This window comes from Pseudoalteromonas simplex (assembly GCF_015278155.1).
Taxonomy (GTDB): domain Bacteria; phylum Pseudomonadota; class Gammaproteobacteria; order Enterobacterales; family Alteromonadaceae; genus Pseudoalteromonas; species Pseudoalteromonas simplex.
The window spans coordinates 13,585-38,949 of sequence record NZ_JADILN010000011.1 but is presented as its reverse complement, the minus strand read 5'-3'; the positions used below and the strand labels follow the sequence as shown (position 1 = coordinate 38,949).

The following is a 25,365-nucleotide window of genomic DNA, read 5'->3' as shown; positions in this document are numbered from 1 at the left end:
AACATAGTAATGAATATTAATAAAAAGGTATAGGTTTTTAATCGGTGAATCGGAATTAGTTGTTCTTTTTGCTTCGTGGCGCACCGAGTAAAATACCGATGTGGCAAACACAGACAGATAAAAACGCACTCAACCCTAATGCACCGCCATAGCCATGTAAGCGCGGCACGAGGTACTCAAACAACAAAGCAAATAGTAATGACGCAATGGCTAATGTAAAAATGCCAAAGCGTTTTGGTGCGCTCATACCGATGAAAGTACCACCGAAAAATGCCACGCTGTATAGCTCAACATCAACGGGGAATAGACTCAAAATCGCAAATGCAATAATGCTGGTGGCCGCTGATGCGCGAATGCCGTCGAAGCGATTATGATGTGCTAAAAAGTAGGTTGAGTAAGCACCTAATAACGCTGTTATCGCAATAAATATATTCATCAAAAAATCCCTTTTGCAAGCATATAAAGCGCCACACTGGCAAAAGCCACACTACCAAGTCGGCCGCCAAAACCTGCAAATAGATTCATAGTCAAAATATAAAGACTGGCACCGATCAATGAAATAAGACTTAGCTCCCAATAACTGTTTATTAAACTTGAAGAGCACATGCCAGCAAAGCTACCAGCGTAAATGGCCGCATAAGGGTGTGATTTTAACGTTCTTGAAAAAGGTAAAAACGTACCGATTAAGCCTGTCGCAGCAGCGGCTACAACAATAGGAACACGAAAATATTCGTGTAAGACGAAACAGATAAAGCAGCCAAAAAAGAAACAAATATACTTTATTAAAAAAAACCGAAAGTGCTCAAAGCTACTCATGTTTTTAAGCTTTGCTGTGTAATTTAAGATAAAAAGCTTAAGTGATTTCATACTCACTTATAGGTAGTTAGAAAGATAGTGATTTTCACATTATCTAACCACAAAGTACAATTATAAAAGGCATCTGACTTTGCAAGATGCCTTTAAAAATTATGATTGCTGGTGTCGTGGTGACCTAATGCTGTGGTGCCCATAAAGAGATACGATAAGAAAACATCCAAGTGGTACAACAAACGAAACCGCAGTGTTAAAAGCATCTATGGTTGCGGCTTGGATCAGAGGTAAAAATGCGCCCCCTAAAATTGCCATTACTAAACCAGCTGCACCAACTTTTGCATCTTCGCCAAGGCCTTCAAGTGCTGTGCCGTAGATGGTTGGAAACATCAAAGATAGACAGCTTGAAATAGCTACAAGTGCGACTACGCCCACTAAATTCACTTGTGTGGTAACAATAAAACACAGCACGGCTGCAATTAAAGCCATCAAACGCAGTAATTTAGCGCCGCTAATAAAGCGCATTAGCCATGTCATAATGAAACGAGATACTAAAAACACCAACATCGAACATTGTAAGACTTGGCCGCCGGTAACTTCTGTCGTGTTAAGTGCTTCCATGGTGTAGCCAATGGTGTAGGTCCATACACAGGTTTGCGCGCCAACATTAAAAAATTGTGCCAGCACACCAAATCGATAATGCTTGTTTTGATACAAATGTTGAAAGGTCTTTTTAAGTTTACGCGGCTGCGCTGTTACTTTTGTTTCTGTTGCAGGAGAGCGGCTAAAGAAGATACATAGCCATAGTAAGATTAAGCAACAGGCCATACCCACATACGGCACCATCACAGCATCGAGCTCTGCACTCACAACGGTTTTTAATTGCGCTTCACTCATCAGGGCACGGCTTGCGCTATCAGCTTGATTTAAGTTCGGTAAGATCAACGTCGCAGCTAAAAACACACCAATATTAGTCCCAACAGGGTTAAATGCTTGCGCGAGGTTAAGTCTGCGGGTTGCTGTTTGCTCGCATCCTAACTGCATAACATAGGGATTGGCAGAGGTTTCTAAAATAGACAAACCACCAGCAAGAATAAACAAGGCCAATAAAAAGTGGCTATAGAGCATGGTTTGACTAGCAGGGTAAAACAATAAGGCACCACAAGCGGCCATGGCTAAACCCACTAACAGCCCTGTTTTATAATTAAATCGTCTATTGATCATGGCCGCCGGTAAAGCTAAGCAAAAATACGCGCCGTAATAACTAAACTGCACCAGTGCTGATTGCAACGCACTCATAGAAAATGTTTTGCTAAAAACTTTCACTAATGGGTCTGTCATATTGGCCGCAGTACCCCAAGCAGCAAAGCAAATCGTAAGCAGAATAAAAGGCCAAAGCATTTGGCGCGATACAATAGCGGACTGTGTTTGCATAGTTCACCAGGTTAATGTGTTCATATTGTTGTGGCCGACAGTATTCACGACTATAAATAATAAATCAACCTAGTTGATTTATTATTTTGACTGGTAGATAGTACTGCAAACAGGTCTAATAGGCCGCTTATCAAGCTTGTATCAAGAAGGATGTTATGAAGAGCAGTTTATCGCGAGCACCAAGAAGCAATAACGAGCGCGCAATCTTAAGTTTAATTAGGCAACAGCAAAGCATGCCTAAAGCACAAATAGCAAAAGCGTTAGCCTTGTCTGCTCAGGCGGCAACAGTGAATATTAATAAGCTTGAAGAAGATAAGCTGTTGCTTCGTGATGCACCTGTTAAAGGGCGAGTAGGGCAGCCAAGTGTGCCGTTTAGGCTCAACCCAGATGGTGCATTTAGTTTTGGTTTGAAAATCGGGCGACGACGCTTTGACCTGATACTCGTTGACTTACAAAGCACGCAAAGGACGTCTGTATCTGTTGAGGTGCATGAAGCATCGGTTGAAGAGCTTAAATCATTTTTAGAAACACATATCCCAAAGCTAATCAGTCAATTAGAGCCTGATCTGCGCTCACATGTGTGTGGGCTTGGGGTCGCTATGCCGTTTGATATTTGGCAATGGCAAGCCGCTTCATGCTCAGCAACCAGTACACTTAGTCAGTGGCAAAACTTTGACTTAAAAGGTTACTTAGAAAGCCAGTTCCAGCTCCCTGTTTATATTAGTAACGACAATAACGCTGCCTGTTGTGCAGAGCTAAGTCTTGGAAACCCTAACAACTACTGCGATTTTTTATATGTTTATTTGGGGGCTTTTTTAGGTGGTGCAGTGGTGATTAACCATCAGCTTCTCGAAGGTAAAAGTGGTAATGCCGGTGCTATAGGCTCAATGCTAAACACTGATCGTGAACAGTTACTTAGCCAATGTTCATTACTTTCACTGCAAAGCGAGTTTGATAAGCTGCAGTTGGGTATTTCTGTGTATGAGCTGACAGACAGTCAGTTTACAGCGCATAATCGACTCGTTCAGCCTTGGCTTGAAAAAGCCGCTGAGGCTATCAGTATTGCCATGCATAACAGTTTAAGTTTATTAGATATGCAAGCTGTGATTATTGATTCGCCGTTACCGAGTAAAGCACTTGAACATCTCAAGCAGTTATCAATTGCCGCATTTGCACGTTTAGATAATCGTGGGTTACGTAGCTGTGATGTGAGCTTAGGTGTGTGCGGGGAAAAAGCGCAGTCGATAGGGTCTGCCCAACTTGCGCTTAGTCATCATTATTTTTAAGAGGAGTGAGCACCTCACTCCTACTTAATTCATTACTTCTGATATTGTTTGAACCACGCAAGGGTGTATTCAATTTTCGAAATCATACGTGATGGACGACCCGCAATACCATGGGGTGAGCCCGGTACACGAATAAGAACGGTATCTACCTTTTGCAGTTTTAATGCTTGATAGAATTGCTCTGATTCTGAAATTGGCGTACGGCGGTCTTCTTCACCTGTCATGATCAATGATGGCGTGGTGACGTTACCTACTAATGAAAGTGGCGAACGTTTCCAGTAGTGCTCAACATTATCCCAAGGCATGCCAGGGAATTGGTTACGAATTTGACCAATATAGCTGTCAGCTGAAAGCGTTTTACTTAACCAGTTGATCACAGGCTTGGTAATTGCCGCAGCGTTGAAGCGGTTTGTTAAACCAACCGCATAAGCCGTTGCAATACCACCTGCTGAACCACCCGCAATAAATAGGTTATCTTTGTCGATAAAGCCTTTAGCAATCATGGCATCAACTGCTGAGTTGTGGTCAGCAAAGTCTTCTTCTGAACTGTATTTACCATCTAGCAGTAGTGCAAAGTCTTTACCGTAACTTGTTGAACCACGGTAATTCACATACACAACCACATAACCTTCAGCGGCATAACGTTGTAATTCAGCAGTAAAGCTTGGGCCATAGGCTAGGTGTGGGCCACCGTGAATTTCAACCATTAATGGGTATTGTTTGTTTTCATCAAAATCAGGTGGCGTAATGTACCAACCTTGAATAGCTTGGCCATCGAACTGTGACTTAACATTTAGTTCGTGCACTTTACCAAGCTTTTTATGGCCTAACACATCTTCATTTAATGAAGTTAGCGTTTTACTTTTACCCTTGTATAGGTAGCCTAAATCAGCTGGACGGTACTCGCTGCCTGTGGTGTACGCAATAGCGCCATTATTGGCCATGCTGAAACTACCACTGATATACGGACGACCAATTGAAGTGCCCGATACCGTATCCGTTAAGTCAGTGACCTTACCGCGGCTGTTTACTTTAGCAAGCTTACGCTTACCAAAATCATCGTACTGAATAACAAAGTCGCCATCGCCTGACCACTTATAATCAGCCACTGAACGGTCTAATTTTTCAGTAATATGCTTGATTGATTTATCGTCTAAATCGAGCATAGATAGTGTTGAGTTAATGTAAGGCACAGGGGCGTTGTCACGCGCAACAAAGGCTAGTTCATCACCGTCTTCAGCGTAACGCGGGTTACTCTCACGGCCCGGTAAATCAGTTAGTTGCGTAAGCTCGCCTGATTTTACATTGATTTCATAGAGGTCTGACTCAGTTGTGCGATATTCCCACTCATCATTGCGATCAGCAGAAAAAGCTAGTTTTGTGTTACTTGGATCCCAAGCAAGTGGGCCATAGTGCTGATAATCACCCGATGTTAATTGGCGTGGTGTGCCACCCGAAACCGGAATAACAAAAACGTGACGATATGAAGGCTCTAAAAAGCCAGCGCCATCAGCTTGATAGCGTGCTTTTTCAAACACTCTCACTGGTTTTGACCACTCAGCGCCTTTTGGTTTTTTCGGCAGTTTTACCGATTTAGCGAACGCAGATTTACCTTCAGGAATGCTCATGGTGAAGGCAATTTGTGCAGAATCATTTGACCACGTTAAGTTACGTACTGACTTTGGTAGTTGCGTTAATAATGCTTGTTTGTCTTGCGCTAACCAATAAACGTGAAGTTGATTCGAACCGCTTGAGTTGCTGGTAAAAGCAATTTTCTTGCTATCTGGAGACCAAGTGGGTTGGCTGTAGTTATGCTCATCAGAAAACAGCGGCGTGTGTTGACCTGACTTTATATCGTACAGCCAAAAGCTACGCTTGTTACCATCTTTCATGATGTCGTAGCCGCTGCGCACATAAACGATTTTTTTACCGTCAGGGCTTATTTGTGGGTCGCCTGCGTATTCAAGTTGAAAAATATCTTCAGAGACAAACTTGTCGTTAGCATATACTTGAGCCGTCGTTGCTGCGCACAGCAAACTTGCTCCAATAAGAATTGTTTTTTTTAATTGCATGGAATGGTCTTTTTTTAGCCGTAAAATTTTATCCTAAAAGCAGAGCATTCGCTGCGCAAGCACATTGAGATAAAGTTGCATTTACCCCAGTTGAATTGACTCGAAGTTAATGTGTACTTGCTAGCACCTGATTTTAAAGGCTTAGGCAAACTTAAAATAGTCATCCCAACGACTATCTAAGCGCTGTTTGGCTTTGGTTAAATCAACGGCTGTATAAACGTTATTTTGTTGATGAACCAGCTCAAGCTTGACGAGTTTGTCTAAAGCATCATCAATTTCAAAGTCGAGCTGGCAATGATGCTGCGCGTTAAACCATTGCTCAATTTGACTATCTAATTGCTGTGCAGTCATCGCTGATTCGCTTTTTAGTAAAAAGGTGTAGGCAAGTAGCGCTTCTTTAACATCTTCTTCTTCAGCTGCATCGACTAGGGTATGAAAAACCCCGGCGTTGTTATCGAGGTTTTTAAAATACAAGTTGTCGGCTAATGCTTTCATAAAACGAATTTTACGGTTTTTAAACTTGCTCCATTCTTTAAAAATAAAGCTGCCAAATACCCCCATGCCGATTGCAAAGGTAATAAAGTGTTGCTGACTCATATGCACTTCTTCACTGCGCCAACCACCCCAAAAGGCAATCATAGCAATCAGGAGTAAAATTGACGCACCTAATTTTGTTACCAACACCACAGCTCCACCAATCAGTGCTGATGAACCAATAATCAGTTTATCTATTGGACGCATTTTTACTTCGCTATTCGGAAACAGCATTTCTAAATCGGCTTTTGGCACATTCTGGAATAATTTGACGATGGTTGAGTTTGGCTCAAAGCCTACCGGCATTTTGCCTTTTTCTAAAAAGTACTGCTCGTCTTTAAAGCGGATGAATATGGCAACGCGGTCATAGTTAGTAAACTGAATCTGCTTTTTTTTAAGCCCCCAAAAACTGCGTAGCGTCTCGGTTTTTTGCGATTCGCCGCGACGGTAAAAGACCACTTCTGCAAAGTCATCAAACTCAACGGCTAAACGTACTTTAAATAAAGACTCTTCATTCAGTGCATCTTGCAAGTCTTGATTGGTAATGGTTTCAAAATTGGCAGCATTGAGTACTTTGGCAAACTCTTTTGCAAAGGCAGATTGGTAGCTGGCACGTTGCTCGTTGGTAATCGGTGTTAGCGTGCGGGTGTCGCTATTTGGGTCAAATGGCGCATAGTTGTTTTTTAAAGACTCCAGCAGCTCGTGATATTGATAATGAGTCACGCTTTGCAAAAGAGTAGCAAACTCCATAAACGAAGCTGATTGCGGCTCACCCAAGTAAGCTTGGCAAAGATTTATGATGTCGTGTTTTCGAAAAGGGATGAATCGCGCGTTGCTCATAGATTTGTGTAATGACATTAAAACTGGCTGGGATAATAAAAAAATAACGACAAAATTGCGACCGTTAGTGGCAAATGGCATGAACTTAGACTTTTTTACTGACTAAAACGGCTTATATTTAGAATATTTACTCCAGTAAAAACGCTGGTTTTTCCCCTTTATAGTGGCTTTATCATGCACTTTTAAATTTGCTTTGCTAATGTTTAATTCATTGCAGCAAGTTGTCGTGATTAATTATGAATAAGCAAGCACCCCCTCCAGAAGTAAAGGCTGAGTTAAATTCAGTACCTCTTGTAGTAAAGCAATTCTTTATTAGCTTTTTTGTTGTCGTTTTATTGATGATAGTCGTGACTTATTTGTATAACTTTAATCGGCTTGAAAGTGATGTTTACTTAAATGGTGTGCTCAGTGATGCTATTAATTTGCTCATTTTGATTTGTATTTTTGCGTTTGTGCAAACTTCGGTGGTTGCTAAGCGCAGTTACTTATTTTTAAGTGTGGGTATCTTCCTTTGGAGCGTCGGACTTACATTTGATTTTTTAGATGAGCTGGTGTTCCAACCAATCTGGGTCGGCATTTATATCGAAGATATTACCCGCACCTTAGGGATGCTTATCACTGGGTTTGGTCTTTATTTAGCGCTTACTGATTTAGCTAAAACCCGAGAGCAGCTCGAAGAAGAGCTAAAAACCGATGTATTAACAAAGGCGTACAATCGTCGTTATTTTTACCATTATGTGCAGCAAAACCAAAGTAAACCACATAGTTTAGTGATCGCCGATATTGATCATTTTAAGGCGATTAATGATGAATATGGCCATGATGTAGGCGATCAGGTATTGATAGACTTTGTTTATCAGTGTCACCAAGCATTAGGAGAAGACGTTCTATTTGCGCGAATTGGTGGTGAGGAGTTTGCAATGTATGTTGCCACAGATGATGCAGATGAATTACATGCTACCTGCGAGCAACTGCTGAGCCTTGCCAGTAATGTGATGGTGACACCGAGTAAAACGCTCAGCGTGAGTGTTGGTTCAGCGATCAAACGTGCTACTGAGACCTTTAGTAGTACCTTGAAACGTGCTGATCAAGCGCTTTATTTGGCTAAAAATCAGGGTCGTAGTCGCTATGTTCATAAACCGTAAGGGACGGTTAAGACTTTTTGTTGTAACCTAAAATGCAACAAAACGATTAAGGATGAATAATGGCGATTGCAAAAAAGCTTAAGCAAAAAACACGGCAGTTTATTGACTCAAAACACATGCTTAAATCGATTACGGTGGCATCATTTTTAGAGTCAACCATAGTGCCTATTCCTCTTGAAGCTGTGCTTATTCCGTTAATGCAAGCCCGCCGTGAAAAGCTTTGGTTAATTGCCTTAATGGCGACCATAGGTTGTATAATCGGTGCTATTTTTGGCTATGCCCTTGGCTATTATCTATTTGATGTAGTGGGCGATTGGGTGATTAATACCTTCTCAAACCCTGAGCAATTCGAGCAAGTTAAGCAAAAAATGCAGGCACAAGGCTTTTGGTTTGTATTGACGCTCGGTATTGTGCCCATCCCATTTCAAATTGCCATGCTTGCCGCTGGGGCTACTAAGTATTCGATTTTTCTATTTTTACTGGCAACGGTCATTGCGCGTTCAATTCGCTACTTTGCTCTTGCTGCCGTTGTTTATTACGCGGGTAATCAGGCTGAGCGAATTATTCAAAAGCACAAAACCAAAGCCTTAGTGGCTATTTCTGTGTTAGTACTGTTACTTTGGTGGCTCAGTACACTCATTTAATACACTCATTTAACAAATAAAAAATACTGATTAGGGTTATCCTGTCTATACTTTGAAATAAGGAAAGCGCTTAATAAAAACAACAGGATGACCCATGAATACCCTAGTGGCTGCACTGCCTATTTTGGTGCTGATCTGGATGATGGTAAAAAGCAGCCCCATCGCCTCTTATATTGCCTTACCCATAACAGCGCTACTCGCTGCTTTACTGCAACTGTTTTACTTTCAAGCTGATTTAAGGCTGTTGCTTGCTAATTCGTTTGCTGGTGTATTGTCTGTTATGACGCCTATTTCGATTATTGCTGGGGCTATTTTACTTAACCGCATGTTGGCAATATCAGGGGCCGAAACCACGATTAAACATTGGCTCGAATCAATTAGCAGTAATCAAGTTGCGCAGTTGATGATCATTGGTTGGGCGTTTGCATTTATGCTCGAAGGCGCATCGGGATTTGGCACGCCAGCGGCCATCGCGGCGCCCATTTTGGTCGGGCTTGGTTTCTCGCCTTTTAAAGTGATTATTTTCACTCTTATTTTAAACTCGATCCCCGTATCTTTTGGTGCAGTTGGCACACCAACATGGTTTGGCTTTTCAGCGCTACAATTAGATGATGGGCAAGTGCTGGCTATTTCAAGATGGACGGCGCTTTGTCATGTTATTGCTGCTTTGGTTATTCCTATGATTGCGCTGTGTCTTGTTTTACCACTAAAAAAGGTGCGTCAAAATAGCGTATTCATTTATTTAAGTGTGTTTTCATGTGTCTTACCTTATTGGTTGTTTGCCCACTGGAACTATGAATTTCCATCACTGATAGGTGGCGCAGTGGGTCTATTAGTCACTATCTATTTAGCAAGTCGGGGAGTGGGTTTAGATAACTCAGCTGTAAATGCACAAAGCACGAAAGGCAAAGCTGAGTTCACACCCAAAGCGCTATTTTTAGCATTATTCCCGTTATTACTTTTGATTGTTGTGCTGGTGATAACCCGTATTCATCAGTTGGGAATTAAAGCATTGCTTAACGACGAAACGCTCTGGCTGAGTATTCACTTGGGCTTCGCACAATTTGAATTAAGCAAAGCACTGATCTTATCTTTACATGAGATATTTGGTACCTCAGTGGGGTGGTCGTATAAAACCTTGTTTGTACCAGCCTTGATCCCGTTTGTATTGGTGGTGCTGATCTGCGTGCCGTTACTTAAAATGAGCAAGCCACAAGTAAAGCAAATGTGCTCCGACACCTTAGGCCGTATAGCTATGCCATGTATTGCTTTGATCGGGGCGCTGGTGATGGTGAATGTTTTAATGCAAGGCGGCCATAATGCGCCCATATTTTATATGGCGAGCACCTTTGCAGATTTAAGCGGTGAGCACTGGGTGTTATTTGCCTCATACTTGGGGGCACTCGGCACTTTCTTTTCAGGTTCGGCAACCGTATCTAATCTTACCTTTGGCGGTATTCAATATGGTATTGCACAGCAAGTGGGCTTGTCAGAAACCTTAGTGCTTGCGTTGCAATCAACGGGGGCGGCGATGGGGAATATGATCTGCATTAGCAATATTATTGCTGTAGCCAGTATTGTTGGAGTGAATAATCAAGAAGGGCCCGTGCTTAAGAAAACCTTTTTGCCTATGCTGATTTACGGTGCAATTGTAGGATGTTTTAGTTATCTATTTTACTGATTAAACATGTTCAGATAAAAAAGGTGCCCAGATAAACCGAGCACCCTACATAGTAACTTATTGAATAGCTTTTTTTACCTCGCGCCAGTCAATAATCTTAAAGTTTTGCGGTGCCTGTGGCATACGGTTGTAACCATCTTGCACAATTAGCACCCCTTCAGGGTAGCCCGGTAGTGCAGCCGGTGTGACCGTTAGGCCATCGGTTTCTGATACGCCATCTATTGCTAACTCTAGGTTATTACTGATTGCAAACTTACCCGCAAACTCAAGGCTTGGGGTATTGCCATCAATAATTTTATAAAGCACATAGCTGTAATCACCTTGGCTAGAAACCACTAAATATCGAGCATCTTTTGCGTGGTAGATTTCCATGCCTTCTACATCATCAACCAGCATATCGTTCACGGTTTGTAGCATTACAGGTTTATTTCCAGCTGTTGGCTCAGCGCCAATAAACCAAATACCTTCGTCTTCTTCACCTAAAAATAGCTGTGCGGTTTTATCATCAGCACTGCAACCTTCTGGTTGGCTTGGAACACTAAACTCGCGCACTAGTTGTGCTGATACGCTCTCATTATCACCTGTTAGTTTGTATTGCTGAAACAGGCCTGATTTGTCATTCATAAACACATAGTTGCCTGTGTTTGATGAGTACATACACATACCGTAAATTTCGTTTAGAGTCGTTGGCAGCTCAGCAAAATGTTGCACCTGATTGTGAGTATCGACGCTGTAAACACTGATGCTGTTATGAGTACGGTTACTACCTGCAATCCAGGTATTCGTTGCGTTGTTGATACTGGCATGTTGGCGCACATCAACATTATTTAAACGGCCTGTTTCTAGTGCTTGTAGCTCTTTGCCTGCAAGGTCATACACCATTAAGCCACGGCGTTTATCGGTACCTAAGATCAAGCTTTTAGCTGCATTATTAGGGTTTACCCAAATTGCAGGGTCATCGGCGGCATCACCAAAAGCACGTACTGCATCGGTTTGCGCTTGTGCATTGATGTAAGTAACAGCCGCTGTTTTAGCGCTAGTGTGTTGTTTAGCCTGCCCATTTATTTGACCTTTTACATAATGACCTGATTCATCATCGTATAACACGATGTCAGCTTGATTATTGTTAAAGCGCACTGCGGCAGACTCAATCGCCAGTTCACCAGCAAATTGCCAGCTGCTAAAACGCTTTGTGCTATTTTCGTAGCGATGTAATTGGTTATCTTCAGAAGTGGTGAACCATAAGCTGCCATCTTCTGTTGTGCTTAATCCGCCAACTTCAGGCGCTAAGCTGCCAAATGGCGACATCATAGCAAGGGGCTTTTTATCGGCGCGTGATTCAGCGTCGGCATTAATTTGCCAAATGCCTAGCTCGCCTTCACTTAAATAAAGAGTTTTACTGTTATCATCAACCGCACAGCCTGATGTTTCACTTACGCCAGCAAACTCACGTAATTCAAGGTTTAACGCGCGTTTGTTTGCCATATCAAACACCAGTGTTTCGCGGATAAGACCACGAGCGTCTGCCACAAATGCCGACACGGCTTGAGTGGTCGGGTTGGCAAATAAGCACACCGCCTCAGGTTTTGCTTTTGGTGGGCTGATACGGCTAATTTCAGTTAGCTGCCATTTAGCTGCTTTTTGTAAGCTAAAAATCACCGCTTGGTCGGCTTCGTTGTCGATGCTGGCAACAAGGTAACTGTTTTTGTCGATCGCCTTAACAGATAGCGCTTCGAAGTTACCTTTTTGTAATGCGTGCTGTTTACCAGTGACATCAATAAGTTGTAGGCCTTGGCTTTGTGAGCTTAATAGCCAAGCGTCATCAGCAAGGGCTGCTGCTTGTGAGCCTTGCATATTTTCAGTTGTGCCAAAGGCTGTTAATTGGTTTTTACTTGGTGCCTCGTTTGCCGTTGTTTGGCTACACGCTGCTAGGGTGCTTAGCATCACTGCACTGGCAACAAGATTAAGTGGTTTTTTAAAATTCATGGGATCCCCAAATATACAACAAGGCAGCAATGCGCTGCCTTAATAACTCTTATGTGTATTAAAACGCGTAGCGCAGCATTAACTGGATAACAGGGCCTGCTTCTTCAGACTCCAGTTCATACTCGTCAAAGTCGCGGTTGATTTGGTCATCAACCGTGTCGAACTTGTTGAAGGTTTCGTCTTTGCTTGCATCAAGTAGGTTTGAGCCCACTAAACGAAGCGTGACGTCTTGCCAGCGTTTTTCTACGAATACTTCAAGGTCTGCACCGTAGTGTGTGGTTACTTCTTCACCCACGATACGACCATAAGCATCACCTTGTTTACGGTAAGTTGCACCGAACGAAGCGCCTAAATCAGGTAGGTCTTGAATAAAACCAACGTTAAACACGTAGTCAGATTGGTCGTTGAATTTACGGCTACCGAAAGTGTCATCTACTTCTGAATCAAGCCATGAGTAGTTAAAGAATACCCCTGTGTTTGGCATGCTAATAGCGCTTAGCGGCGTTGATAAATCAAGCTCGATACCTTTTACGTTGCCATCACCGGTGTTACGCGGTTGCAAAATGTAAGTACCATCACCTTCTGAGCCTTGTTGGCCTGTATTGGCTATTTCGATAAGGTCAGTGACATCGCGATAGAACACATTAATACCCACGACGCCGCTTTTACCTAAGCGATATTCATAGCCTAAGTCCATACCCCACGATGATTCTGGTTGTAGGTCTGGGTTACCTAAAAAGTCGTTATCGCCTAGCTCTTTTTCAAGTAGAGCAGGGGTGATGTAATCAAAGTCAGGACGACGTAAGCTACGTGCAACCGATGCACTAACACGGCCATTTTCAGAGACGTTGTAGCGTAAATGTGCCGATGGTAAGAAGAAGTCATAATCGTTTTTAGCGCTTACACCTTCTACTTTGTCAGTAATGGTTGAATCAGTTGTTTCGTAGCGCACACCTAACTCCCACGAGAAGTCTTGGTCTTCGTGCTTAACTAATGCAAATACATCTAGGCGGTCTTCTTCGAGTTTATTGACGCCACCAGCGGCTGCTTCAAACTCGTTATTAAAGCCTGCCAGTGACAGTGGTGTTTTGTTGAACTGATCCCAGCTAGTAAAGCTTTGCTCGCTTTCACCTTCGGCTTGATAAACCGCAGTATCGCGCTCTTTACCTTGTACAAAGGCACCGAATTGAATCGTTTTGCTCTCGCCTGCAAATAAGCTATGTTGCCATTGTAATGACCATTCTTTGTCATCCAGGTCTACAGTTTCTTCTTCTTCCTCAAACACCATAGGTAACTCAGAGGTATCGATTTCTACTTCTTGCTCGTAAACTGACTCTTCAAAGCTTGCAAAACCAAGCTTAAATTTACTGGTGCCACCAAAAAGGGGTAACTCATAACCCGAGTTGATGTTGTAGTTGGTTTGATCAATGTAAGACACATTGGCGTTGTCGGTTTCAAGATTACCGCCTTCAACAATTGAGTTATTGATTGCTGTTGGATCGTCATATTCGAATGAACGCTCATCTTCAGTACGGTCGGTATCAACCCAAATTGCGCTGATATCAAACTTGCTGCCATTATCAAAAGCAATTTCGTAGCTGGCATTTAGTGAGGTGTCATCACCATCGCGGGTGTCTGTTTGATCTTCGCGGTTATCGAATTCTTCGGTTTTGTAATTGGCGTTATTCTCTGGGCTGTCGCCATAGCGTAGGCTTGATTTTTGTTTTGGGTTATAACGACCTTGTAAGTTCGCACCAAGTAGTAAACGGCCGCCAGCAAACTCAGTGCCGTAAACACCAGCAAAGCTTTCTTTTAATTCGCCATCGTCATAACGCAGGCCACCTGCACGCAAGTAACCACCATCTAGGCTGTACCCGTCACGTAATACAATGTTTAGCGTACCGGCAATGGCATCGGCAGAGCGGTTTGCACTTGAAGCACGAATAATTTCTACACGCTCAATTAGCTCGGCAGGAATACGGTCAACAAAGAATGAGCGGTCAGCACCTGCACCAGGTACTTCTTCACCGTTGATAAGCACCTTTGTGTAAGCTGGGCTTAAGCCACGCATACGGGCGCCATCAGACTCTAAAACATCCGATAAAAACGTCACACTCGGTACACGTTTTAATGCATCACCGGCAGTCAGCGGTTCAAAACGTTGAAAGTATTCTTGTGAGTATTCAAGCGTCGGTGCCAGCTCCTGTGAGCGGTTGCGATAACCAATCTCGCCATAGACGACAAGCTCTTCAGAGACTTTTACTTTTTTCTCATCGCTGTTTTGTTCGTCTTGTGCGTAAGCGGCAAATTGGCATAAGGCGAGGGCGCTTACTAACGCCTTCGTTTTAAATTGTTTCATGGGGTTGCTCCTGGTTGTCCTTGGTTTGACGAGCAAAGTACGCAGCTTAAATGACGCAAATGTGACAGAAAATCGCTAACAGCCAGAAAAAACAAGTGATTAGCGGGTTTTAAAAGTGCTTTTGAGCTGCAATAACCCCATCTTTTTAAGGTAAATACAGTGCTTAGGGGGTTTAACAAGGTATGACTGTCGTTTTGCTGTCACATCATTGAGCTAATATGACCCTGCTGCTTTAAACGCTAACGAGTTAGCATGGCAGCGTGAATTATTGTTAGGTACTGAGAATGCGATATAACCCTTTTACTCATCATCGATTTTTAACCAATGCAGTTATTGCTCTGTTTGTGTTTGCGTTTTTGCTAAGCGCGCAAGCAGGAGAATTAAAGCCTCTTGCCGATATTGCTTGGTTAGATATTTTAGGTGAGGGTGGCATTGTGCTAATGACCCTGACTTGGATAGCTGCGCTACTTATTTCGAGGCCGCCCGGCAAAGTCACCAGCTTTTTAGTGCTTGGGCTTGGGCTTTTTATGTTCTCAGCTTCCCTTGATTTATTTGATGAGTGGTTACACCAACCAACTAACACATGGCTTACTTGGATTGAATCATTACCTGCGCCGATAGGCATGATTTTCACAAGCCTTGGGCTGTATCAATGGCATCAAGAGCAATACGTGCTTAACAGGCAACTAAAGCGCCGCGAAGCACAGCATCGTGAGCATGAATTAGTGTGCTCAATAACAGGGCTTTATAAGGCAGATTACTTACAAGCAGTGCTAAAAGAGCAGTTAAGTGAGCCACAGCCGTTGCAACTGGCCGCCATTGATATTCGTGGTTTTGCTGATTTTAACGCTGAATTTGGTTTTATCGAAGGCGACCGCTTACTCCGTGAAGTGAGCGAGCTTTTATTGATGAATTGCCGCTTGAGCGATGTGGTGTGCCGCTATGCAGGAGACTGCTTTATGGTGCTAATGCCAAACACCAGCGCAGTACAAGCGAAAGAGCTGGTGGCGCAAATTACCTCGGCGCTGAGCCATTGTGCATTTAAGGTCGAAGGCGAAAAACACGCTAAGTTCCAAGATGTAACAGCGGCCTTAGTGGGCAGTATGCAAGGCGATACACCACACAGTTTAAGCTCGCGTTTACACGCTAAGTTACAACAACAAAAACAACAAAGAGTCAGCCATTGTGAAGCCGTATCTTAATCAAGATGACAAATACCTCACCGCACAGGGGCTGATCACCACGCTGGTGGAACTGGCCTTAAGCCGCGGCATTGCACTGCATAAGTTACTTAGAGGCACTGGGGTGTTTGAGCAAGACTTAATGAGTGTGCAGCATCAGTTTAGTATTTCGCAGCAAGTACGCTTATTGACTCAGTTTAAGCAGTTTATGAAATCTGCCGACAGCGGCTTTTTATTAGGCAGTCAACTAGCAAACGATACCTCTGTTGCCGCCCAAGGCGTGTTACATGCAGCGCATATCGGCCAAGCTTTAAAGCAGTTACACAATTTACGCATGCAACTAGCCCCTTTGTTATTTAGTTACAGTTATGTACATAACGAGCAGTATTACATTGTGCTGCAAAACGCAGTCGGCTTGGATGATGAAATAAGCCAGTACGTTAAGGAAATTTACAGCGCCGCGTTTTACCAAGTTCTTAAAAAAGTGGCGGGTGAGCGAGTACCTTGTCAGTTTGAGTTTGCCTATAAACGCGCCAGACATAGCCAAGAATACGAGCAGCATTTGGGCCTTAAAGTTGCTTTTGAAAAGCCTATAACCCGCTGGGTATTAAATAAACACGCGCTTAGGCTTACTAACCCCGCGTTTAGTAGTTTTCGGTTCTCACAAATTAACTCGCAGCTAGCGGCATTAGATTCAGCAAATAGCACTTTTGTGGAAGCCGTAAGCCGATTAATTTATCAAAATCCGGCGTTAAATTTAGACCAAGTAGCTAGCCAATTTGCCATGAGCCCTGCAACCTTCAAGCGTAAATTAAAAGCTCATGGCGTACGTTTTTCTACCTTGTATGATGAGCAAAGTAAGCGCAAAGCGATTTACCTACTTGCCATGCGCGAGCAATGCAATGAGCAAGTTGCCATGCGCTTATCATTTTATGATATTGCTAATTTCAGACGAGCGTTTAAACGCTGGACCGGGCTTACGCCAAGTCAATTGAAGGGGTAAGAAAGCCCGCTCTTATCGCTAAGAGCGAGCGTGCAGTTAAAGGGTTTCTAAAAATGCGATGAGTGCATTTTTTTCATCCTTACTGAGCTCTAACTTATGCAGTAACTCTGTTGTTTGTGGGTAGTTTGGATCATCTTTAAATTTTTTGCTCGGTTTTGGCCTTGCTCCACCTGCATTATAAAAGTTGACTATCCCCAGCAAACTTTGAAAGCCACCATGGTGCATCCAAGGCGTACTTTGTTGTAACGCTAAAAGAGAAGGGGTTCTAAACTTGCCTATATCAGCTGGGTCTTGGGTGGCATCAAAACGGCCTAAATCTTGAAGTTTTCGACCATAAAAATGCAGCCCTGTAACATGGAATTCATTGTCGCTGAGTAAAGCACCTTCATGGCAAGTCATACACCTTGCTTTGGTTCTAAAAAGATGCAAGCCTTCAAGTTGTTGATCGTTTAAAAGTGCAACCGCTTCACTAGGACTCGTTTGCGCTTTATCGATAAAGCGCGTGAATAATGATTCTGGAATATCAAAGGTACGTTCAAAGGCAACAAGCGCAAGAGCCAATAGTTCTTTATTAAGCGCTTCTTTGCCAAAGGCATTGAATATTGGGCTTTTATAGTCCTCAGCACTGTTTACTTTGTTAAGCACAAGATCAACAGAAGTGCCCATTTCTATCGGGTTTTCAATCGGCATTAATGCCTGCTCTGTCGCAGTTTTAGCCCTGCCATCCCAAAAGAAACTTTGCCAATGGTCAACACCAATAATGGCTTGGGTATTTCGGGTGCCCACTTGGCCATCAATGCCGACAGCTAGTTTTCGCCTATCTGAGAATGCTAAACGAGACTCATGACAGCTTGCGCAGCTTACCGTGTTATCTCGTGACAAACGGGTATCGTTAAATAGCTTTTCGCCTAATGTGATGATCTCATCACTTTGATTAAACGGTTTAGCTTTTAAAGGTTTGAGCGGGGCAGCTGGCACATCTTTACTGCTAATAATCGCAGGCCACTCATGCTGTGGCTTTGCGTATAACTTGCGTAATGATTGCTCTTGTGTGAAGGCGCTCGTTGTAAAAATGCCGCAAGTTAAGAGAAATAACCATTTATTCATAGTTATAAGATACCCCTAACCAAAACATTCTACCTGGTTCAATACCTGAATTTCCTTCTGTAATAGCGTGACTTCTGGCATTAAATAAGTTGCTGATATCAAGGCGAACTTCAAGAGATTGAGATTGACTAACTTGATACTCCCAACGGCTACTTAAGGCAAATATAATACGAGCGTCAAAGGTATGAGCTTCATATTTGGATATATATATATCGGTCGAACCACACGTAGCACATTCACTTCCAATGCCTATTCTTTGATCGTTACTAGACTTAATAGCGGTTGTATAACTACCGCTGTAGGTTGCTGTTAGACCAGTTGAAAAAGTATCAGTCCAGTTGGCATTCCAACCAAAGTTAGCAGTTACAGGGCGACCAAAATTCGCTTTAAGGGTATCTAACTCAGATAAGCTCATCAGCTCACCCTCATAGTAAACCAGTGTTTCAACAGGCGTGTTATCGGGTGTTGCAGTGTAGTCGCTATTGCTTTCACTGTTTTGGCTATAAGATGCATTAGCCCATATTGAATGGTCGCCAAATTTGGCATCCCAAGATAGCGAGTAACGCTCGCTTTCACCTGTACCATTATTATAAATAGTAATATATTTAAAACCGTCATTTTTTAGGTTGGTTTCTTCGTTTCTCGCTAATTGTTCTTTTTTGTTACGGTGCACATATTTTAATGCAAAGTTACCGAAATCTTCTGTCGCGTGACGAAGACCTAAGGCAATTTCATCATCGTAAGGACTTTTTACGTTGTCATAGATATAGCGGAAGTTACCTGTGTAAGAAGAAGGAAGCCAAGCTTGTAAATAACCGTTTTGAATAGGGCGATACTCACGATAAGCAAACTTTTGTTGCTCTTTAATTTTATAACCGAGTAGGCCCGCATCGTAATAACGGTTTAAACCCGCAGTCAATAGTGTATTGCCATCGTTAAATACGTCATAACCCATTGATAAGCGTGGCGCGATATTGTGATTTTTGAAAAAATCATCGTAGTCGTATCTAATACCTAAATGAAAATCAAATTGTTTCCAAGTGATCACATCGGTGGCATATAGTGCCGCTTTATTTAAGCTTACGTCTATTTGTTCACTGGGTGTGACCAAACGTGAGTTAAAATACTGAGCTGTTGTCGCTACGTTATTCGAGTAGGCAAGTAAGTGCTCTGGATTATTAAAATCGATACTGCCACCTAATTGCTCGGCAAGGGTATCTAAATCAACATAAAAATTTTGCTCAACACAATCAAGGGTATAGCCACTACAGTTTAGTTGTGCGTTGGTTGATGAGTATTGAATTGGCGAGTCATACTTATAATAGTTTTGTTGGCGGGTACGCTCATAGTTTTGATGGTTGAGTTCAGCGCCCACGCGAATTGCGTGCTCAGTATTGCCCCAACTTTTACGCTCAAGTGTTAGGGAATTTCGCCAATTAAAGCTAGTTTGCGTGTTATCAAGATTGCCATAACCGCCGTATCTTGAAACAGGAGTTGAATCAGGGCTCTGATCGGCTAATTGACCCCACTCTTTGCCTTTTGCTTGAAGCCAAGTATAAAAATGCGCAGGCCCTGTACGGTTGTTATCACTTTGGCTCATATTAAACTTACTGCTGAAGTGACCAAAGCGTGTTTCTTCACCTAAATTAGCCGTAAAACCAAAGCTTCCTCCTTCGACTTGGTAGTCACTATTAAGCACGTCTTTCAAGTATGAATCTGAAGTATAAGGGGCATACATAACGCTTAAATCGAGTGAATCAACCCAGCCATCGCGATAGCTGTATTTAAGTAATGCATTGATGTTTTCTCTACTTTCGACCTTTTGTGCTGAAAGCGAAACATCTGAGATATCACTTTTTAAATAGCTTACGCTTAGCAATAAGGCATGCTTGTCAGTCAACTCTTTTTGAATTGAAAAATCGATATTGGTTTTTTCATAGGTTGGTGGCTCAAGGGCGTCTTTGCCCTCAGCGGTGTCATCTGGCTCATCATTATCGATTATATGGTACTCCCCCCAATCACTGCGATTACCACGAATACCTAAGCTTACACGTGTTTCTCTAGAGAAAGCAGATATCGTTTCGGCATCAATCACGCCACCAGAAAAGTCGCCAAAGTCTGCTGGAATGTTGTGATCGTACACAGTAATTGACTCTACGATTTGACTGTTAATATTCATGCTTTGCACACCGCCTGACACCTCATTTTCAGAGGCGCCAATGCGGCTCGCACTGGCAGGATCAAGACGATTGTTATAGTTCATGCCATCAATCATAAAGCCTGTTTGCCAAGGCTTTGCACCCGAAATACTAATTTCAGGGGCACTAATTTCCGCAAGGTTATCAATCGAGTAGTAGTCTTCACTTAATTGCACGCCCGGCAGTAAGGCAATCAATTCGTTGATATCACCATTACCTTTTGGAGTTGCTTCAATAAAGTTTCTATCTAAATAGGCGCGACCAATTACTTCAGGTACTTCAATCCCTATGTATTGCCCTTTAATGGTAATGCGCTCTACCTCTTGATCTGAGCATTGCTTATTGTTCTTATCATTACATTGAGGATTTGTTGCTTGTTGCTTTACTTCATTAGCGTGTATAGGGGCATTAAGTAAAAGCATCAAACACGCTGATAAGTAGCGCATTTGCATGGTAAAACTCCTGAAATACAAGTGATTAGATTAAAATAGGAACAGTCAAATGACTTGTAAGGCTTCATTGCATTTTTTAAATGCTGCTTTTATTGCGCATTACACATAAAAGTAAATGATGAAAAATTACAATGCTAAACATACGAAGAGATTTCGGATGTGTTTTAAAGTTTGACTTTCTATTGAATATAAAATTTTTTTCTTAATGTTATTGAATAATAATGCGAGGCAAGGCGACCTCGCATTATTGTGATGGTGTTATTCTCCTAAAGGAGTCACATCGATACTATCTTCAATACCATCATTGTCGGCATCGTTATCAGCAATTAAGCCCGATTCAGCAATTGCTTGCTCTGATGCGCTGGATAGGAAGAAGTTAGGTTTGCCATCGTGGTCTGTATCGATACTTGCGATCGAAGATGCAGGGAAGTCATCTTTTTTAGCTACTAAGTTAGCATAAAGGGCTGTAAGTGATAGCTTATCTGCTTCTGCATTGACTGAGTGATCGATTAATTCTTTTACTGCGGCATCATTGCCAAGTCGGGCCTGAAAAGTAAGCAATGTTTCAAGGTTACTTTGAATAACTTTATCGGTTTGTAAGAGTACAAACGTATTTGCATTGGCTACGAATGGCTTTAACATTTCAATTGTTTCAGCATAAGCTGAAGCATACTGCTCGTTATTTACTTGGAATCTAGCTAATGATGAGGTGAGAGAATAGCTTTTGAATAGTCCACCACTTGTTTCGCTATTACTAAGTGTCGCGTAAAGTACTTTATCAAGTAGAGTTTTAAAGTCATTAATATCAAGGTTTGATTGTTCTGATTGCAGTGTGGTTAAACTGATATCTAACCAATTTAACGCCATATCAATTAGCCCAGCTTGCACAAGGTATCCGAGTGAACTCAATCGCCATTCTATTTGTGTTTGTTTTTCTTCAATTAAGTTAATTTGAGTGTTAAGTCTTTCTGCGGTGATGGCTACCGAGTCATTCTGAGATACAAATCCAAAAATAGCTAACTGCTGATTTAAAGCATAAGCAGCAGAGGAAGTACTAAAGTTAGTGTTATTTTCTATAAAGTAAGAATCTATAACCTCAGCACAGCGTTGTGCAAAAATATTTGCTTGTTCTTCCCCACCTAAACTAAGGGTAAAGTCGACAAGGCCGCCACAACCGAATATTCCGGTGACATAATATGCGTTAGTTTCATTTAACACATACTCTTCAGAAAATAGGATGTTTGCGGCGTAATCCGTCAGAATTAGGCCAAGTTCATTTTCACCTCGAACTCGAAGAATATCAGCAGCACCTGGTTGGCCTGATGAAGTTATAAGTGTTTGATAGAAACTTTTTGCATTAGGTGTTTCGCCACTCATAAAGTATTCTTTAGCGTTTTGCACCGCATCCTCTATGGAGATACCCGCTTGTAGTTTGTTAGCTACTTCATAAGCAAAAGAAAATTCAATAGCATCATCTTTGTCATCTTGATCTGTAAGTAAAGCAAAGGCTGGGTTATTTGAAAGCTCTACATCATATAAAGCTTTAATATTTGCTGTTAACACTTCTAATGGATAGGTGTATGTCGCTAAAGTTGCTTCTGCATATGGGCTTGCAGTAAAGCTATATGTATTATCGAATCCAACAACACCATAATATGAAAGCGCTAAGTTCGTATAATATTTTGCCAAATCAACTTCATTGAGCTGTATAAAAGATTGAGCAGCCCATGCAATGTAAAGCACTCTCATACGCTCAGTTGGTTGGCCTTTGTAGTCACCTGATTTTTGAGTAAAATAACCGATTTTTTCACTTAACTCGGCCATGGCTTGGGTGACTTTTACTCCTTCATTTCTTACTGTTTCTGTGTGAGTCGCTGCGTATTGATCTTTAGAAGATTCAACGGTTTTTTTGATTGCAGATATAAATCTAATATAAGTCGCATTATATTCTTCTGTATAAACCTCATTTGCATAAAGTTTAAGTGTGTCTAACATGGCTTGAGCGTATTCGGTTTGGCCAGCTGCGTTGTATTGATTGGTTAGAGTCAGATAAAACCCCGGATCTGAGCTGCTGATGTTATCTAGGCCTTTTTCAGCAAGGTACTGATTGTAAAGAGTTGCAGCATCTTGTCTAAACGTTAAAGCCCTCTCGCTTAAACTTACTAAATCAAGAGATTTAGCTGCATCTAAATAGGCTTTTGCTTTTGTGTCTATTGCTGAAATTTTGCTGAAGTGTTCGTCTGCTTTCTCAGCAAAGCCTGCAATAAGATAACCAATAGCTAATTGTGTGTTTACTTCGTCCATGTAAACATCATCATTGATATTGTCACTAATCGCTTGTGCTTGTTTTAAATGAGAGTTATTTGAGCTGTAGTAGTAATTAAGTTTATCTTCGTTAGTCACATAGGACGGTTTTAATTCAATGGTTGCGCTGATAGGCGAGCTAATAATGCCATCGGTAAATTCGATAACAAAGCTGTCGTTAATTTCTGACAACGTATCAGCTGTGAATAGAAATTCACCCGTTTGTTCATCTAGAGTAAGGGTGCCGTTGGCAGGGGCCGTTACTAAAGAAACAGTCACAGTGTCACCGTCAACATCATTAAATACTAATGTGCCTTCAGTCGTTGTTGAGGTGGTTACAGTGATTGATTGGCTCGCCAGTGTTGGCGCATCGTTAACGTTATTAACCGTAAAAGTAAGTACTGCATCAGTACTTAAGCTGCCATCAGTGGCGGTAACGGTTACTGTGTCTTGGCCTGCAAAATCTTCTTTTGGGGTATAGCTAAAACTACCATCAGCATTTAAAGCAAATATCCCGTTACTTGCTGCAGAGCCGAGGGTATAGCTAACAGCATTATCACCTGTTGCCACAACTTGACCTGTAATAGATGTATCTTCATCTAGAGTGAACGCTGAGTTGCTGGTGAACTCAGGTGCATTATTACTATCTGAACCGCCACAGCCAGTGAGTGCAAATGCAATCACAAGTGGTAAATACTTTATTCTATTAGTCATGTTTATACCCGCATTTATTATTGGTAATTTCAAAAGGGAGGGAATGTTAACATTATAATACGAATGATAATAGATCTTAATAGCGTTTATTTGTGCATTTTTATGCAATTGTAGTGACTCAGACTTGAAAGCTTAGGTAGAAACTATGCTTTCCATCTGAGAATAATCGCATCATTGAAAATTAAAGCTAATTCATAGCAGTTATTTTTCCCGAGCTGCGTTAGACTATTGTTATTGATGTAATTAACCGAGGTCTCAAATGATTGAGTATCCTGTTGACCAACTTCCCCAGTTAATTGATGACTTGCTTCAGTGTGACACCACAACACGCAAAAATAAGTTACTTACTGATGCTAAAGAAAAGCTTTCTACAGAACATTTATCGTTATTGTTTGAAGCGCTACCTAAAGAACAACGTCTAGAGATTTGGCAATTACTCGATGAAGACACGCAACATGAAATCTTCATTAACTTAGGCGGTGATAGCTGTCGCTGGTTATTGCAAAGCTTAGATGAAGCTGAAGGTTTTAAGCTACTTGACGAAGTGAGCGTAGAAGAATTACTTGAACTCGAAGAAATTATTCCTGAGCGCTTTGTTGATTATGCACGTAAACAACTTGATGAAGTTCAAACAAAGCAGTACGACCTTGCACAGCAATATAACCCAGAGCAGTTAGGTCACTGGCTCGATTTTGATGCGCTAAAAGTATCAGAAAAACTCACCGTGGCTGGCGCACGTAAAATTTTTCAAAAAGGCTTACCGCAATACACCGAGGTGATTTATTTGGTCAGTCGCAAAGGTACATTAATTGGTGAAGTGGCAATTAATGCATTATTCAAAGCCAATGATAACGACAGCCTGCTTGATTACGCGAACCTTGATGTATCGGCTTTACATGCTGATGACGACCTATACGAAGCTGCTGAAGTGGTTATTCATAGTGAACAAATGGCGATGCCTGTTGTGAATGCCGATAACAAATTATTAGGCCGATTGTCAGTGTCATCTGCTTATGAATTGCGTCAAGAAGTGACCGACGAAGCCGCTGCAAAAGCCGGTGGTCTTCGTGAAGACGAGGATCTGTTCTCAAGTGTCACTAAGTCGGCAAAAAACCGCGGTATTTGGCTTGGTATAAACCTAGCAACGGCATTTTTAGCATCTTGGTTTATTGGTTTGTTTGGCGCAACCATAGAGCAAGTGGTTGCGCTGGCGGTACTGATGCCAGTTGTTGCCTCTATGGGTGGGATTGCAGGTAGTCAGACGTTAACGGTTATTGTACGCGGTCTAGCACTTGGTCAGGTTACCGACTCCAACCGCAAAGCACTGTTAAAGAAAGAGCTAAGAGTAGGGGCATTAAACGGCTGTGTTTGGGCCTTTGTGATTGGTGTACTCACTTATTTTTGGTTCAACGATGGTATGTTAAGTTTAACAATCACTATCGCTATTTTACTTAACTTAGTTGCCGCGTCGTTATCAGGGGTGGTGATCCCATCGATTTTAGATAAGCTTAAAATTGATCCAGCCCTTTCAGGTTCTGTGATCCTTACCACAGTCACCGATATTGTTGGTTTTGTCACTTTCCTTGGCCTGGGTAGTCTTCTTTTACTTTAAGTG

General features: G+C 42.0%; 17 protein-coding genes. 7 read left to right on the top strand and 10 right to left on the bottom strand.

What is annotated here, in order from left to right:
• Positions 1–55 precede the first annotated feature (55 nt).
• From IRQ78_RS16975 to fucP, 3 genes are all read right to left on the bottom strand, one after another.
• A complete protein-coding gene (locus IRQ78_RS16975; protein ID WP_054551843.1) occupies positions 56–436 on the bottom strand; it encodes a hypothetical protein in 381 nt (126 codons plus the stop codon).
• Positions 436–816 (bottom strand): hypothetical protein, encoded by a 381-nt coding sequence (locus tag IRQ78_RS16970; RefSeq protein WP_171041543.1) that lies wholly within the window; start codon positions 814–816, stop codon positions 436–438. The genes IRQ78_RS16975 and IRQ78_RS16970 overlap by 1 nt, the downstream gene beginning before the upstream one ends.
• A gap of 150 nt (positions 817–966) precedes the next feature.
• The gene (gene fucP, locus IRQ78_RS16965; RefSeq protein WP_194442737.1) at positions 967–2,244 is read right to left on the bottom strand and encodes an L-fucose:H+ symporter permease; all 1,278 of its coding nucleotides are present in this window, start codon (positions 2,242–2,244) and stop codon (positions 967–969) included.
• Positions 2,245–2,399: 155 nt separating this feature from the next.
• Between fucP and IRQ78_RS16960 the strand changes: the two genes are divergently transcribed.
• Positions 2,400–3,530 carry an ROK family transcriptional regulator gene (locus tag IRQ78_RS16960; protein WP_194442736.1) on the top strand — a complete coding sequence of 377 codons (1,131 nt, stop codon included), beginning with the start codon at positions 2,400–2,402 and terminating at the stop codon, positions 3,528–3,530.
• Between the two features lie 32 nt (positions 3,531–3,562).
• On the opposite strand, the gene IRQ78_RS16955 is transcribed toward IRQ78_RS16960, so the two are convergent.
• Positions 3,563–5,602, bottom strand: a complete 2,040-nt coding sequence (locus IRQ78_RS16955) for a S9 family peptidase (protein WP_138599923.1) — start codon at positions 5,600–5,602, stop codon at positions 3,563–3,565.
• A 141-nt stretch (positions 5,603–5,743) separates the two neighbouring features.
• On the bottom strand, positions 5,744–6,976 hold the full coding sequence (locus tag IRQ78_RS16950) for a TMEM143 family protein (RefSeq protein WP_194442804.1): 1,233 nt from the start codon (positions 6,974–6,976) through the stop codon (positions 5,744–5,746).
• Positions 6,977–7,212: 236 nt separating this feature from the next.
• Here IRQ78_RS16950 and IRQ78_RS16945 point away from each other — a divergent pair, with 236 nt between their 5' ends.
• The 3 genes from IRQ78_RS16945 to IRQ78_RS16935 all read left to right on the top strand — a co-directional run bounded on the left by IRQ78_RS16945 (position 7,213) and on the right by IRQ78_RS16935 (position 10,446).
• Positions 7,213–8,121, top strand: coding sequence for a GGDEF domain-containing protein (locus IRQ78_RS16945; protein WP_054551839.1), 909 nt, complete (start codon positions 7,213–7,215; stop codon positions 8,119–8,121).
• A gap of 59 nt (positions 8,122–8,180) precedes the next feature.
• Entirely contained in the window at positions 8,181–8,765 is a 585-nt protein-coding gene (locus tag IRQ78_RS16940) for a YqaA family protein (protein ID WP_054551838.1), read from the top strand.
• Positions 8,766–8,859: 94 nt separating this feature from the next.
• Positions 8,860–10,446 carry an L-lactate permease gene (locus IRQ78_RS16935; protein ID WP_194442735.1) on the top strand — a complete coding sequence of 529 codons (1,587 nt, stop codon included), beginning with the start codon at positions 8,860–8,862 and terminating at the stop codon, positions 10,444–10,446.
• A gap of 57 nt (positions 10,447–10,503) precedes the next feature.
• On the opposite strand, the gene IRQ78_RS16930 is transcribed toward IRQ78_RS16935, so the two are convergent.
• Both IRQ78_RS16930 and IRQ78_RS16925 read right to left on the bottom strand, forming a co-directional pair.
• Complete coding sequence (locus IRQ78_RS16930) at positions 10,504–12,432, bottom strand: phytase (protein ID WP_194442734.1); 1,929 nt, start codon at positions 12,430–12,432, stop codon at positions 10,504–10,506.
• 58 nt (positions 12,433–12,490) lie between these two features.
• Positions 12,491–14,791, bottom strand: a complete 2,301-nt coding sequence (locus tag IRQ78_RS16925) for a TonB-dependent receptor plug domain-containing protein (protein ID WP_194442733.1) — start codon at positions 14,789–14,791, stop codon at positions 12,491–12,493.
• A gap of 284 nt (positions 14,792–15,075) precedes the next feature.
• Here IRQ78_RS16925 and IRQ78_RS16920 point away from each other — a divergent pair, with 284 nt between their 5' ends.
• Positions 15,076–15,993: a GGDEF domain-containing protein gene (locus tag IRQ78_RS16920; RefSeq protein WP_194442732.1), complete on the top strand. Its 918-nt coding sequence runs from the start codon at positions 15,076–15,078 to the stop codon at positions 15,991–15,993.
• Positions 15,977–16,975 carry a helix-turn-helix domain-containing protein gene (locus IRQ78_RS16915; protein ID WP_194442731.1) on the top strand — a complete coding sequence of 333 codons (999 nt, stop codon included), beginning with the start codon at positions 15,977–15,979 and terminating at the stop codon, positions 16,973–16,975. The genes IRQ78_RS16920 and IRQ78_RS16915 overlap by 17 nt, the downstream gene beginning before the upstream one ends.
• Positions 16,976–17,011: 36 nt before the next feature.
• Here IRQ78_RS16915 and IRQ78_RS16910 read toward each other — a convergent pair whose 3' ends face one another.
• From IRQ78_RS16910 to IRQ78_RS16900, 3 genes are all read right to left on the bottom strand, one after another.
• Positions 17,012–18,082 carry a cytochrome-c peroxidase gene (locus tag IRQ78_RS16910; RefSeq protein ID WP_194442730.1) on the bottom strand — a complete coding sequence of 357 codons (1,071 nt, stop codon included), beginning with the start codon at positions 18,080–18,082 and terminating at the stop codon, positions 17,012–17,014.
• Positions 18,075–20,732 (bottom strand): TonB-dependent receptor, encoded by a 2,658-nt coding sequence (locus tag IRQ78_RS16905; RefSeq protein WP_194442729.1) that lies wholly within the window; start codon positions 20,730–20,732, stop codon positions 18,075–18,077. The genes IRQ78_RS16910 and IRQ78_RS16905 overlap by 8 nt, the downstream gene beginning before the upstream one ends.
• A gap of 258 nt (positions 20,733–20,990) precedes the next feature.
• Positions 20,991–23,750, bottom strand: a complete 2,760-nt coding sequence (locus tag IRQ78_RS16900) for a cadherin-like domain-containing protein (protein ID WP_194442728.1) — start codon at positions 23,748–23,750, stop codon at positions 20,991–20,993.
• A 259-nt stretch (positions 23,751–24,009) separates the two neighbouring features.
• On the opposite strand from IRQ78_RS16900, the gene IRQ78_RS16895 reads away from it, so the two are divergent.
• Positions 24,010–25,362, top strand: coding sequence for a magnesium transporter (locus IRQ78_RS16895; RefSeq protein ID WP_138619557.1), 1,353 nt, complete (start codon positions 24,010–24,012; stop codon positions 25,360–25,362).
• The last annotated feature ends 3 nt before the right edge of the window (positions 25,363–25,365 follow it).